At 43.8% G+C, this 15222-nt stretch carries 9 protein-coding genes; all 9 read left to right on the top strand.

Annotated features, from left to right (window positions below; translation table 11 throughout):
- Positions 1-41 precede the first annotated feature (41 nt).
- The 9 genes from GL182_RS05520 (at position 42) to GL182_RS05480 (ending at position 15049) form a co-directional block, all read left to right on the top strand.
- Positions 42-764 (top strand): SDR family oxidoreductase, encoded by a 723-nt coding sequence (locus GL182_RS05520; protein ID WP_163378668.1) that lies wholly within the window; start codon positions 42-44, stop codon positions 762-764.
- 241 nt (positions 765-1005) lie between these two features.
- The gene (locus tag GL182_RS05515; RefSeq protein WP_205603588.1) at positions 1006-3258 is read left to right on the top strand and encodes a response regulator; all 2253 of its coding nucleotides are present in this window, start codon (positions 1006-1008) and stop codon (positions 3256-3258) included.
- 417 nt (positions 3259-3675) lie between these two features.
- Positions 3676-4686, top strand: coding sequence for a Gfo/Idh/MocA family protein (locus tag GL182_RS05510; RefSeq protein WP_205603587.1), 1011 nt, complete (start codon positions 3676-3678; stop codon positions 4684-4686).
- A gap of 15 nt (positions 4687-4701) precedes the next feature.
- Positions 4702-6045, top strand: a complete 1344-nt coding sequence (locus GL182_RS05505; protein WP_163379118.1) for a Gfo/Idh/MocA family protein — start codon at positions 4702-4704, stop codon at positions 6043-6045.
- Positions 6046-6118: 73 nt separating this feature from the next.
- A complete protein-coding gene (locus tag GL182_RS05500; protein WP_163378662.1) occupies positions 6119-7585 on the top strand; it encodes a sodium:solute symporter family protein in 1467 nt (488 codons plus the stop codon).
- Positions 7586-8334: 749 nt separating this feature from the next.
- Entirely contained in the window at positions 8335-10932 is a 2598-nt protein-coding gene (locus GL182_RS05495) for a DUF5686 and carboxypeptidase regulatory-like domain-containing protein (RefSeq protein WP_240469669.1), read from the top strand.
- Positions 10933-11811: 879 nt separating this feature from the next.
- Entirely contained in the window at positions 11812-12612 is an 801-nt protein-coding gene (locus tag GL182_RS05490) for an alpha/beta hydrolase (RefSeq protein ID WP_163378658.1), read from the top strand.
- A gap of 740 nt (positions 12613-13352) precedes the next feature.
- The gene (locus tag GL182_RS05485; protein WP_240469667.1) at positions 13353-14546 is read left to right on the top strand and encodes a DUF4221 family protein; all 1194 of its coding nucleotides are present in this window, start codon (positions 13353-13355) and stop codon (positions 14544-14546) included.
- A 248-nt stretch (positions 14547-14794) separates the two neighbouring features.
- On the top strand, positions 14795-15049 hold the full coding sequence (locus GL182_RS05480) for a hypothetical protein (RefSeq protein ID WP_163378655.1): 255 nt from the start codon (positions 14795-14797) through the stop codon (positions 15047-15049).
- The last annotated feature ends 173 nt before the right edge of the window (positions 15050-15222 follow it).

Genomic DNA, 15222 nt, shown 5'->3' with positions numbered 1-15222 from the left:
TCATTGGCCTTTTTTTGTTTATACCTAAAATTAAGACAATTATGACATTAGTAAATACTACCGCCATCATTACAGGAGGTAACACAGGCATTGGGTTTGGCATTGCCGCAGCCCTGGTAGCGGAGGGCGTAAATGTGGCCATTACCAGTCGTTCAATGGAAAGGGCCAGTGAAGCCGCTGAAAAGATCAAAAAAATGTCCACTTCCAAAGGAGAGGTACTACCCCTGGAGGTTGATGTAAGGGATTTTGATGCCCAGAAAAGAGCCGTACAGGCCGTACTTAAGGAATGGGGGAAGTTGGATTATTTTGTAGCCAATGCAGGTGTAGGCCATTTTGCCCCCATCCAGGAACTTTCTCCAGAAAAATGGCACGAAACGATAGATACCAATTTGACAGGTGTTTTTTATGGAATCAAGGCATCTGTGGATGCCCTTAAATCAACCAAAGGTTTTTTTCTGACCATCTCCAGCCTGGCCGGAACCAACTTCTTCGCAGGAGGTTCTGCCTATAATGCGAGCAAGTTTGGTTTGACGGGCTTTTCTCAGGCCATTATGTTGGACTTAAGGCAGGAAGGTGTACGGGTAAGCACCATCATGCCTGGCTCAGTGGCTACCGGCTTCAACGACCATGAGGTAAATGATAAGGATGCCTGGAAAATCCAGATTGAAGATATTGGGGAAATGGTTGTGGGACTGTTCAAATTAGATCCCCGTACGCTTCCCAGTAAAATTGAAGTCAGGCCCAGCATGCCCCCTCAAAAATAAGGGCATTAGCCTGTTTGCTATCCACTCCATTGCCGGCAGACCATTTCAGGCTGCCGGTTTTTTTGATTAAAAAATTAAGGTTTTAATTGAAATTTTCAATGAAAACGGCCATATTTACAAATAGAAGATGCTTTTATCTTTTATATACAGTAAATTGATTTTCAAAGACTTAAAAATACCTCCGGGTTAGTTTTCATTTTTTAGGGAGAGGAGTGAGATGCGGAATCGAATAATAAATACATTGTTTCTTAAGGGAGCGAACGAGGCGGATGATCCCATTTACCGAACCAGGATCACCATACTTTCATGGGCTTACTTATCCACCGCCCTTTGTTTTATTCAGTGTGTCATTTTGGTAGGGATATTTGGAGAAATACAGGCAAATTCATTGGCCTTTATCCCATTTATGTTGTTGCATCTTGTGCTTTTTTTCCTACTCATCTATAAGGAATGGTTGGTGTCACTGGCGCATGTAAAGATCATGATGTTGCTGGTACCCATATTGTTGAACCTGTTTTTAATGCAGGACAGGGCCTTGTTGATGCTGGATATTGCTTCGATTTTCAACATATTGGTTTTTAGCCTGATTATTCTTTCTCTGCGGTGGACCATTTTTTATTTTATATGCAGTGTAGTTCCTGTTTGTTTGGGTTATTTTTTTTACAATAACCACCAATTTTATGAGCTTTTTTACGGGTACGCGGCCGGTGATTATGTGTTTGCCTCGGTATTGGCCTATCTTTTTGTTATGGCTTTTATTTCTTTGTTGTGGATTAAAAATGCCCTGATGAAATCCATTTCCAACCTATCCGATCTGTCCAGTTTACTGATGAAGCAAAGGTCCAACCTATTGCTCCAATCCAAGGAATTGGAGAGAGCAAACAGAGATTTGGAAAACCAACGGCTTGCAGAGCAAAAAGCCCGTGAAGCTGCGGAAATGGCCAACAAAGCGAAAAGTACCTTCCTTGCCACCATGAGCCACGAAATCAGAACCCCTTTGAACGGGGTGTTGGGCATGGCCGGGTTGCTGAAAGAAACCCCATTGGACGAGGAGCAACGGGAATTTACTGATATCATCTGCAACAGTGGCGAATCCTTGTTGAATGTCATTAACGATATACTGGATTTTTCCCGGATGGAGTCCGGTGATGTTGAAATTGCTCCCCATGATTTCAATCTGAGGAGCAGCATTGAAGACGTATTGGATTTATTTTCCAGACAAGCCTCCAAAAAAGGAATAGACCTGCTCTATCATTTACCAGAAGGGATTCCTTGTCAGCTTTTTGCGGATGGGATGAGGTTGAAGCAGGTGTTGATGAACCTGGTGAATAATGCCATTAAATTTACTTTTTCAGGAGAAGTATTGGTGGAAGTGGAGGTGGTGAAGCACAAAGGAGCGGACTGGTGGCTTACCTTTCAAGTGAAGGATTCTGGTATTGGCATTCCACCTGAGAAAATCTCACGGCTATTCAAATCCTTTTCTCAGGTGGATGCTTCAACTACCAGGAAATATGGAGGAACAGGCCTGGGATTGGCCATTTGCCATCATTTGGTAACACTTATGGGAGGTAAAATAGGGGTAGAAAGTAAGGCGGAAAAAGGAAGCATATTCTATTTTACCCTACCCATGAAAGCTTCGACGAGCGGAACTATTTCTGAGAATCTAAAACCGGATAACCGTATGCTGAAAGGTCGGAAGGTGCTTATTGTCGACGACAATCTTACCAATTTGAAAATTCTTGGCCTGCAATTGGAAAACCTGAGCATGAAGCCCTTTTCAGCTTCTTCGGCTGATAGGGCTTTGAAAATATTAGAAAAAGAAAATGAAATTGAACTGATAATCACCGATATGGACATGCCGGAAAAAAACGGGGTGCAACTGGCAAAGGAAATTCAAAAAGGTTTCCGGAACAAAGCCATCCTGTTGTTAAGCTCCATAGGTGATCAATCCAAAAAAACGCATCCGGGATTGTTTACCACAGTCCTGACCAAACCGGTAAAATATACCCAGCTCATTCAGGCACTTCATGCAGGATTGAACAGTAAAGCAGTAGTGCCGCCTTCCTCACACAAACCAGAAAAAAAGCTGGACTTCGATTTTTCCGAAAAATACCCCTTGTCTATTCTTGTGGCGGAGGATACACCCATTAATCAAAAATTGATTTTAATGATTCTTCATCGCCTGGGATATCAGCCTGAATTTGTCAATAATGGTTTGGAGGCAGTTGAGAGGGTGTCCGAAAAAAAATTCGATTTAATTTTAATGGATATTCAAATGCCGGAAATGGATGGACTGCAGGCATCCAGGGAAATGCGGAATCAAAAGCATCAAAATACACCTCTGATTATCGCCATGACAGCGGGTGTCCTGGAAGAAGACAGGCAGCGCTGCGCTGCAGCTGGGATGGATGGCTATATTGCCAAGCCTCTTGAAATTGATAAGTTAAAGGAAATATTGAAAAAGTCTGGCAGAAAAATGCCATCTAAGGTTTAACTTGACCCTATGTCCGGTGGTCCCAACGGGATAGGACCTGTTAGGCCAAATCAATCCCTTGTCAAACTGTTTTCTCAGCAGTCAGGAAATAATTCCATACATTTTTTAAAGCTTTCATAAAAGGACCTCTCCGTTCATGAAAATCCGGGGCTGCACAGGAGAAAGTTGTTCCCAAAGGTAATGCCATCACTTCTAAGCCCTTACCCTCCTCAGCATGCTTTTGGTATTTGGGAATAAATCCTGGAATTTGGGAAATTTGGTGTTTCGTGGAATTGTCATGAGCACTTTTTTGATTTTTTTATTAAATTGACGCTTAAACAAGCAATTAATCGAAATAAAAATCCAGAAATCAATCAATAATTTTGTAAACGCATTCCAATATCATTTATGGACTCAGCACTAAACAGAAGAAAATTTATGGGAAAGGCAGCCTTGGCGGGTGTAGGCCTGAGCCTCGCACCACAGGCCATGACCTTTGCTTCCGCTCGCCCCAGGAACGAAAAGCGGGTGGGCATTATCGGCCTGGACACCTCGCACAGCATTGCCTTTACCAAAGCCTTTAATGCTTCAGATGCGGCGGCGGACCTGGGAGGCTATAAAGTGGTGGCGGCCTATCCACATGGCAGCAAGGATATACCCTCCTCAGTAGAACGAATTCCGGGATATACAGAAGAAATTCAAACCCTGGGCGTGGAAATCGTCGACTCCATCGCCTCCCTGCTGGACAAGGTGGATGTGGTGCTTCTGGAGACCAACGACGGGCGGCTTCACCTGGAGCAGGCCATGGAAGTATTCCAATCCGGGAAAACCGTTTTTATAGACAAGCCGGTTTCGGCATCCCTGGTAGATGCCATCGCCATTTTCGAGGCGGCAAAAAAATACAAGGTACCGGTATTTTCCAGCAGCTCCCTACGGTACATGGAGAATGCCATTGCGGTCAGAAACGGAAAAATAGGAAAGGTGATGGGAGCAGATGCCTTTAGCCCAGCTACCCTGGAACCTACTCATCCGGATTTGTTTTGGTATGGGATTCATGGTGTGGAAACGCTTTATACCCTAATGGGGACCGGTTGTGAAACCGTTCAGCGGACTCATACGCCCGGCGCAGATGTGGTGGTGGGCACCTGGGATGGAGGCCGGATAGGCACCTTCAGGGGTACCCGTTCGGGTAAAAGCGGTTATGGCGGAAGGGCCTTTGGTGAGGAAGGCATTATGGATATGGGCTCCTACGGAGGCTACCGACCACTTTTGGTGGAAATCGCGAAGTTTTTTGATTCCGGAAAAGCACCGGTATCTGAAGAAGAAACCATTGAAATCTTTGCCTTTATGCAAGCTGCAGACGAAAGCAAGAAAATCAATGGACAGGCCGTCTCCCTGCAGGCCGTTTTGGACAAAGGTAGGAGGGAAGCCGCTCAAATCAGCATTTAATTTATACCCAACATGATGAAAAATAGCAGAAGAACGTTTGTAAAAAAAGCAGTAGCAGGAGCAACCCTGGCATCGGTAGGAGGCATGCTACCCGGCATGTCCGCCAAAAGTTACGGAAAAATTATGGGAGCCAATGAGCGCATCCTGGCAGCCAGCATGGGCGTAGTGAGCAGAGGCCATGCCGTGGGTACCAACTTTGCCAGTCAGGAACAATGTGAGGTAATCTATAGCTGCGATGTGGATAGTCGCGCCGCCGAAAAGTTTGCGGGTTCGGTGAATGAGATTCAGGGGAGAGCACCTAAAATCGAAAAAGATGTGCGCAAAGTACTGGAAGACAAAGAGGTGGACGTACTGATCGTCACCGCTCCCGACCACTGGCATGCTCCGGCTGCCCTGATGGCCCTGAAGGCCGGAAAGCACGTGTACCTGGAAAAACCCTGTAGCCACAATCCCCATGAAGGCGAACTCCTGATGGACGCCCAAAAGAAATACAATAAGGTCATTCAAGTCGGCAATCAGCGCCGCTCCTGGCCCAATGTGATGAAAGGGATTGAGGAATTGCACAACGGCGTGATCGGCAGGCCCTATATGGCCAAAACCTGGTATGCCAATAACCGGGGCCCCATAGGGGTAGGAAAACAGGTGCCGGTGCCCGAATGGCTGGACTACGAACTCTGGCAGGGACCCGCACCCAGGGAAGCCTATAGAGACAATATTTTGCATTACAACTGGCATTGGTTCTGGAACTGGGGCACCGGGGAAGCCCTGAACAATGGTACCCACATGGTGGACCTGGCCCGATGGGGACTTCAGGTGGATTATCCTAACCGGGTCAATTCCTCCGGTGGCAGGTACCGGTACGATGACGACTGGGAAACGCCCGATACCCAAATCATCAACCTGGAATTTGACAACAATTCTGTAATCACCTGGGAGGGCAGAAGCTGTAACGGCAAGCATATTGAGAGCGGCAGCGTGGGCACTTTATTCTATGGAGAAGAGGGAAGCCTGTTGATTGAAGGAGGCAATTCCTACAAAATTTTCAACCTAAAAAATGAATTGGTAAAGGATGTGAAAAACGATCAGGTAATCGACCCGACCAACCGTACCAATCCGGCGCAGGCCCTGGATGCCTTGCACATCCAGAACTTTTTTGATGGCATTTCGAATGGTACAGAAGTTCGTTCAGAGATTGTAGGTGCCCACAAAAGTACACTACTGGTGCAATTGGGGAATATTGCCCAGCGGGTGGGCAGGACCCTGGATATTGATCCCAAAACCGGAAAGATACAATACGATCCTACCGCTATGGAACTCTGGAAAAGGGAATACGAACCCGGTTGGGAACCAAGCGTCTAAGTTTTCTTACTTATTTAAAAGGCCAAACAAACCTGGTTTGGCCTTTTTTCTTTCACCACCTTAATTGTCTGTTATGGAGTTGAGTACCCTTGACCTGATTGTGATTGGTCTGTTTTTTTTATTGATGCTGCTGATTGGCGTCTGGTCTTATTTCAGGAATACAGATTCAGAAGATTACTTTGTGGCCGGAGGTAAGCTGCCCTGGTGGCTATCGGGTATCAGTCACCATGTTTCAGGGTACAGTGGGGCAGTTTTCGTGGCCTATGCCGGCCTCGCCTATACGCATGGCTTTTCAGTGTACATCTGGTGGGCTTTGACCATTGGATTGACCGTGATGATTTCGGCCAAGGTATTTCCTGTATTCTGGGTCAGGCTTAGAAAGCGGTTTAAAATCCAATCTCCTTTGGAATTTTTGGAGACACGTTACAACCTGGCGACCCAGCAGTTGATGGCCTGGAGTGGAGTTATTTTGAAATTGTTTGACATCGGCGCCAAATGGGCTGCCATAGCCATTCTGCTAAATGTCTTTACCGGTATTTCCCTGACATGGGGGATTTTGATTTCGGGAGGAATTTCCCTGCTCTACATCACCTTTGGAGGACTATGGGCGGTGATCATCACCGATTTTGCCCAATTTGTCGTACAAATAATCGCCGGACTGGTCATGTTTGTGGTGGTCCTTCAGAAATTGGGTGGAGTGGATGCGATATTCACGGTTTGGGAGCAATTGCCCGAGGGCAATAGCCAGGCCTTTAACGATCCCTATACGGTTGGTTTTGCCCTGGCCTTTTTGTTTATCAATTTCCTTTCCTATAATGGCGGGCAGTGGAACCTGGCCACCCGCTACATTTCCTCTCCTACGGAACAACAGGCATCAAAAGCCGCCTGGCTCTCCGGCGCCTTGTACCTGGTTTGGCCATTGATTTTGTTTTTTCCCATGTGGGCTGCGCCGGTTCTCCTGCCCGACATGGAAGACCCCACCCAATCCTACGGTATCCTAACCATGGAGCTGCTGCCCATTGGACTGATTGGTTTGGTGATCGCTTCCTTATTTGCCAACACCATGTCCATGACTTCATCCGATATCAATACCATTTCGGCTGTGATCTCCCGGGACATTTTGCCGGCGGTCAATAAAAAATTCCGAAAGGAAGCCACCTCCCTCACCACTGCCAGGATTACCACTTTTCTGTTTACCCTGGGGACCATTGTGATTGCACTGCAGTTTGAACGGTTTGGTGGGGTACTTGGATTGATCATCAGTTGGTTTGGAGCTTTGGTAGGACCCATTGCTATTCCCATGTTGTTTGGCCTGATTCCCTGGTTCAAATCCTGCGGCCCAAAGGCAGCCATTGGATCCATACTGGTGGGGCTGCTGGCCTTTGTGATCACCAAAAATGTGGAATTAAACAGCCTGGCCCTGGAAGTAAGCCTGCCGGTACTTTCTTCTGCTATTACCTATATTCTAATCGGCTTTCTGGAAAGGGATACGGTACCCGATAAAGTCAAACAAATGCTATCGGATATAGCGCAGGAATAGCCTTGCGATTCCCAATCCTCCTTGCCAGGGTGCACCACAGATTACACAGATTTGCACAGATAATAATTCTGGGTGAAGTATGCTACTTCACCCAGGGGGTGCAATTGCAACCCACACCCAGAGAGGGTTTTGGGGATTACAAATCCCCTTTTTTATCTGAACCACGGAATTACAAATTCCGAGGAGCGGAGCTGTTCGACATTTGTAATGTCGAACTTCAGATAAACAGGATTTGCAATCCTGGTTTCGTGACCAACTTTGGATCTACTGCACATTCTTTAGATAAACGTTGATAAATGGGTGGCTACCGGAGTTTGCTCAGATTAACACAGATAATAAGATCAGGATTTGATGAAGTATGCGAATTACCCTGCTATTTTCGGAATCATAAACGGATAAAACCTGCCAAAAAGCCATTTATAATGGCTTATCGTATGCGTTTTAAATTACGGTTGGTCTTTGGTTTCCGGCATTGCAAATGCCTCGTTTGCGTAACGCACCGGATACCTGGTATGTAGTTTAAAATTACACCCAGAAAGGGGCTGTTCCATGGTAAACGGGTGTCGGATAGTTTTGGGGATTACAAATCCCCCATATCTTAACCACGGAATTACAAATTCCGGGGAGCGGAGTTAAAAAATGTCAAAACTATTTTTTATTTATCTATATACCGTATTTTTAGGTAAAATTACCTCTAGGTACACGATATGACTGATTTTTCCAGGAAATTAAAAGTGTTGTCTTGCTTTATGCTTTTTCAAGCTTTTATTTTCAGTGGATCATCCCAGGGGATCAGAGGTTTGGTCACTTCTGAAGAAGGCGAACCCCTGGCTTACGCTACTGTTTTTGCACGGAACCTGAATGATGGCATCCCCACCAACCAGGATGGGCGGTTTGAATGGAAATTACCACCTGGAAACTATGATATCATTGTCCAATACCTTGGCTACCAGTCCAAATTACAGACAGTGGAAGTAAAGGACAGTTGGGTAGATCTGGATGTAAGTCTGGAAATGCAAACGTTTGCCTTGCAGGAAGTAGAGGTAAAGGGGGATCAGGAAGATCCGGCACTTACCGTCATGCGTAAAGCCATAGCAAAAGCAAAATTTCACCGCCTGCAGGTTCAGGAATACAGCATGATGGTATATATTAAAGGAACGGGAGAACTGACCAATGCCCCCTTTTTCCTGAAGAAGAAACTGAAAGAGGAGGGAGTTGGACTCAATGAAGCCTATACTTCAGAATCGGTTTCTGAAATTCACTTTAAGCAGCCGGATGAAATTACTGAGACGGTCATCAGTATACGGTCCAGCGGTGAAAACAACCAGACTTCACCTGCTCCCTATATCGGGGCCAGTTTCTACGATGACCAGATCAATGGTGTGGTTTCTCCCCTCTCCAGGTCCGCCTTTGTTTATTATCGGTTCCGGTTAGAAGGTAATTTTTTCGATAACGGAATTTTGGTAAATAAAATAAGGGTTACGCCCCGTTCAAAAGGAGAAAAGGTATTTGATGGATATATTTATATCATTGAAGATTTATGGGCCATTCATAGCCTGAATTTGAAAACTTCCCTCATGGGTTTCGATATTGGAGTAACCCAACAATATGCTCCGGTGAAGGAAAACATTTGGATGCCCCTGACCCATACCTACACTTTCGGGGGAAAGTTTTTTGGTTTTGCAGGGGAGTACCAGTACCTGGCATCAACCAGGGATTACCAAATCACACTGAATCCCGATCTTCTGGTAGCTACCAAAATTCTGGATGAAAAGGTAGAAGAGATTCCCGATCACCTTCCGGAAGTTACCAAAAGCGCAGACCCCATAGCGCAGTTGGCAGCCGCTGATCAGATGAGCAGAAAGGATTTCAGAAAAATGGTCAATGCCTATGAAAAGGAATCCTTGAAGGAAAGAGAGCAGGCGGAAGTCCTATCCGAAAGAAACTATACCGTAGATTCCATGGCCACCAAAAGAGATCTTGTATATTGGGATAGCATCCGGCCGGTTCAGCTGACAGCCAAAGAAATACAAGGCTATCGCAGGGACGATAGTTTGGCTGTGGTGGAGGCGGCCCGTGAAAGTGATGTTGACTCCGTGGCCCAAAAAGCCAAAAGAAAATTCCAACCACTTGATTTTCTAACGGGAGGAGATTATAGTTTTGGGAAAGGCAGGTCTGCAGGTTTTCATTCCAATTGGACCAAAATGTCATTCAATACAGTAGAAGGGTTTAAAATCGGATTTTCAGGATACTACCGGGCTGAGAAGAACACAAAAATGGCAGACAGTGTAACCAACCACTTGCGGTCCTGGAATTTCAGACCGGAATTCAGGTATGGTTTTGCAAGTAGAAAGCCCTACGGAATGCTGCACATCAGGCGCTCCGTGACCAAAGGAAGGCCGGGCCATACCTGGGGAATAGAAGGAGGGAAGTACATTTTCCAATACAGTGGAGAGGACCCCATCAATGAGCAGGTCAATGCCCTTTATTCCTTATTTTTCAGGCAAAATTACATGAAATTGTATGAGAAAACCTTTACCAGATTATACCTGGCTCATAGAATTACGGATGCCTTCACCTATAGGGTGAATTTCCGATTCGAGGATCGGGTGAATCTGGAGAACAATTCCAATTACAGTTTTTACAATAAGCCGGAACGAATGTATAGTTCCAATCTACCAATCAACCAGGAAGCAGGGAACGAGGCCTTTGCAAATAATGAGGCCGTATTGGTAAGCGGCTCCATTGAGTGGCGTCCTGGATTGAAATACCGGATAAGAAACGGAAGAAAATTCCCGCTTATGGAAACGGCACCCCTGGTAAAATTTAACTATAACAAAAATTTTTCAGGAGCTGGCAAATTCGATCACCTGGAAGTAGGGGTGGAGCATGCACTTAATTTCGGAGTAAGTGGCAAATTGGATGTAAACGTGCAAACGGGTACTTTCCTGAATCATTCTCAGGTCTATTTTACGGACTTCAAACATTTTGGGGGTAACCGGACCATCTTTAGCAATATGGGAGCGGCCAGCAATTTCCGATTTTTGGATTACTACCAATACAGCACCGCAGGTCCTTATTTCAGTAGCATCATGCATTATCAATTCAGGAAATTTCTTTTTACCCAATTGCCGGTGCTCCGGTTTTCAGGCATCCGGGAAAATCTTTTCTTCAATTATCTAAAAACCCAAAACGCGCCCCATTATTGGGAGTTGGGTTATTCATTGGACAACCTGTATCGGATTTTTCGGGTAGAGATTGGTGCTGGTTTTGAAAACAGCAAGTACAAACGAGGCGGGATTCGCTTTGGTATCGCTACTTTCATTCAGATCAATGTAGGGGAATGAGGTTTGTTTGTGAGCGATTGTACACCTGGGAAAAATGTTCAAAATTAAACCGTCAGGTTAGCTGTTTTTTAGCCCATTAACCTTCGTATTATTTTTTTGCCCCGGGTTCTAAGAAGGCGGGAAAAAACGGTAAGAAGCCAACTGGTGTGATGCTGGCATTTTCTGATCGTATACCGATGACGGGTTTGGTCGTCACTGCGAGGGTGAAGACGGGAATAAAAAGGAATCGAAAATAGCCATCCACCCGCGGCAGTCTAAAGAGGTATGTAGACGAGCTTTCGATCCTACTCCCATTTCCCGATGGATTAATGTTGCCGCTCCGAATCAGATCGCTCCCTTCGACAGGCTCAGGGGCCAGCTGTGCTACCATTGACGGTAGGTGTACCGATGACGTATCCAAAACCGTTCTAAACTTAGAACTCAAGAAATAATTAAATAAAAACGAAGAACAATATTTAATAACGCAAAGAGCGCAGGCCCGACAAAAAACCGGGGAGTGCGGCAGGCTTGCGGGCAGAAGGATTTTTTTGTCTTGATTTTTTGGTACTTTTGGATCAAGCCAAAAGTACAATAAAAATAATATAAAATACTATAAATACCCTTTAACTCACCATTATACAATAAAAATTAATAAATTTATAATCCCATAAAATGAAAAAAACTAACGTCATCCCGATTTCTTCGTTTTTTAAAATTTTAGGTCTCGTAATGACACTATTCCATTCCAAAAAGGGACAGATGACAGGAAAAGGCTACTAGCTTTATATGATTGGAAATTTTCTTATCGATAATCGAAGTTCTCCAGGACAGCATTTTAAATCAGGCCTTTCCGGCCTTCAAAGGTTATTGCTAATTTGGGAACTTTATTGATGCTGTTTTATGAAAAGTAGGTTTATGATCCCGATGATGTTATTTTCAGTAATCATTTTGATGGCTTACGGGTTGTTATATGCTTTTCAGGAAAAGTTTCTTTTCTTCCCAGAAAAACTGAAAAACAATTTCCTCTTTCAATTTGACCAAAAATTTGAAGAAATGAACATTCGGATGAAAGATGGCATTTCATTGAATGCATTGCTATTCAAAACGGATCATCCAAAAGGCCTTATTTTTTACCTGCATGGAAATGCAGGGTCATTGAGGACCTGGGGCGGGGTAGCTGAGGTTTTTACCGAATTTGGTTATGACCTGTTTATACTGGATTATAGAGGTTATGGCAAAAGTGAAGGTACGATTCAGGGGCAGAAACAAATGTATCAGGATGTTCAAAGGGCTTATGATGTGCTCAAAAACGGGTATCTTGAGCAGCAGATCATCGTTTTGGGCTATTCTATGGGCACTGGTCCGGCTTCAAAATTGGCTTCCGTCAATCAACCCAGGCTTTTGATTTTGCAGGCACCTTATTACAGCTTATCCGACCTGGTGAATCATTATTTCCCTATTTTTCCCTCATTTTTGCACAAATATCCTTTTGAAAATTTCCGGCACATCCAAAACTGCAACATGCCGGTGGTGATTTTTCATGGTGATCAGGACGAAGTCATTTATCCAGGGTCCTCCCTAAAATTAAAAGAACATTTTAAAAAGCAGGACTCTCTGATCCTGCTTAGCGGTCAGCAGCACAATGGGATGACGTTTAACCCTGAATATCAATTAAAAATGAAAGAAGTATTGAGCCAATGACCCGCAACTGAACACTTTATTTGTTTTATATTAACCTGAAATGGTAAATTCTAAACGAATACAGCAGAGCGGCAAAGACGAAACCCAAGGTAGAAAGTGGAAATTGCTGAATTACCTGTTTAAAGCTGAATTGGTGCCATTTAGACGGGCTGAGGAAACTCCCGGGAAATACCGTTAGTAGTAAACCATACCAGTCCTAATCCCCCTTACCAAGGGGGAATGGGGGATTTTTACGCAGGCATCATTCCTTTTCAGTCCTTTCATTAAGGTTTGCAAGGCATTAAATATGCATTACAGTAACAACGATAGTTTTATTTAGGAACGTCTTTGAAAAACGGCTTTATCGTCACTGCGAAAACTAACCTTTTATAAGACAAAGTAATCGGAAGGACGATTTTTTTGTAATTTATGGGAAAATAAACATCTCATTGTTAATGGATAATTGTGAGTTAATGGGTTTTTTGTCGGGCCAGCGCTCTTTTTGTATTAAATTTTATACCTTCTTTATTTTACAGATTTTTCAGGGTTTCTTTTTAATAAAAAAACAACTGATGCAATTACGTCACCGGTAGGCTAAGGTCTTTATTGACAATATTTACTGTTTTTTATTATTTGATAAATACCTAATTCAATGGATTTTTTCCATTCCACCCAACATTTCTAACAAATTAGTTTCATTTCAACTAAAAAATAACTAGGTTTAACACCTTGTAAGCCACGTTAAAAAATCGACCAGGTCAATGGAACGCTTCTCCGGCTATTTGGAAAATAAAAATAGAACCTTAATGCTGTTTGGGTTAATTCTGATGGCATTGGGAAACTCCTGCACCAAGGACCAGTCCCTTAATCCCTTGCCCCGGGATTATACAGCACGCATGACCCTGCTTCCCTCAGATACCCTGAGAATCCCCATTGGGTACCGCTCGAATGTTTACAGCAAGTACATCAAGAAATGTGAGATTAATGGCGTCCCTTTCCTGGGAGTAGTCAATGAAAACACCAATGAACTGGAGTTTTATTCCTTAACCAAAAGAAAAGAAGACTTCAAGATTCCATTTCAGGCGGAAGGACCGAACGGGGTGGGCTCGATCAGGGGTTTTGAACTTATCTCAGACAGTACGCTGCTTATCGGAAGCTCCCTACGGATCCGTTTATATGTCACTGATTTGGAGGGTAACCTACAAAAAACCTTAAAAACAGATATTATAGAGCGTAAAGGCCTTCCGTTTGTTCAGCTATACTATACCTACCAGCCTTTGATGTTTAATAGGAAAAAAAATGATTTGTTCGTACTTGCACGGGCGGATACCGATGTTAACTTTCCAGGGAAATGGACGGGAACTGTGTTTCTGAAGATTCCCGAACTGGATGATGAATCAGCCAGACACATATTCGAACTGCCTTCCCATTTAGGCAAATATGTGCACGGCGCCTATTTTACCCACAGTTCCCATCTGTTGATGGACGACCGTTATCTGGTTTTGGCGATACCCTTTTACAATGATATCCTGATATATGACCTAGAGACGGAAGAACTGATTGAAAAACCAGCAGGAAGCAAACACTTTGGAGACGCTCTTCCTTGGGATAATGCAGTGAGTGGTATGAGCGAAAGCTTCTACGTTCCTTCCAACTCCTACAGAGAGATTGCCTATGATAAAGAAAACCAACTCCTCTATCGGCTGGCTTACCAAGGAGTGGATTATATCGGACCGGATGGACAAAGGCGCAACTGGGACAATAAACCCCCATCTGTAATTATTATCAATAGCGACTTTGAGAAGATAGGAGAGGTAGATCTCCCAGTCAATACCATCTATACCCGCATGTACTTTACCCATGACGGTAAGCTGTACCTTTCCCTAAACCATCCCGATAACAATCCATCGGAAGACCAGATGGTGTTTGTAGGGTTTAAACCGGAGGAGTTATGAAAATAATGATTTTATATACGGTTGATCATTGGTATCCGGCATTATAAATGCCTCGTATACGAAACCAATGAGATACCTGGGATGTAGTTTCACCCATAAATAAATAAGATGAAAAAAGGCCATTTAAAGATAATGTCCGGTTTTGTCTATAGATGTCCGAAACTGTCTTTTTTTGACCTATTTTTTACGGAATAATAGCTATACTTTTAAATATCATAAATTTTATAACATTTTAAACAGGTATTATTATGAAAAATGTAGTAAAAACAAGCAAATGGCTGCGATGGACTGCTGCCGGAGCGTTCGGGCTGATGCTGACGCTGAATGTAATGGTTGGTTTGGATTTTGAGAAGGGAAATGTATTGCCCTCCATAACCTTATCAAGCTTGAGCAACACCGCCAATGCCCAAAGTGAAACCGGTCACAATTGGAATGAGGACAATGGTATTAACTGCTGCTACGGATCAGGTAATTGTATGGTTTCTGATCCGAAAATTTGCTAAAAAATTAATGAAATTTGTCATCCAACTCCCTTAACTATGATTATCCATGGTTAAGGGTTTAATCAGTTTCACTATGATTAGAATACTTTTATTATTTTCTATTTTGTTAATTTTTATAATTTCCTGTAAAGAAGCAAACAATTTAGATCCTTTGCCTAGAGACTTTAACCCGT

The sequence above is a fragment of the Cyclobacterium sp. SYSU L10401 genome (assembly GCF_010993705.1).
Classification (GTDB): domain Bacteria; phylum Bacteroidota; class Bacteroidia; order Cytophagales; family Cyclobacteriaceae; genus Cyclobacterium.
Note: the sequence above shows the minus strand (reverse complement) of the source record. Positions and strands in the feature narration are given on the sequence as shown.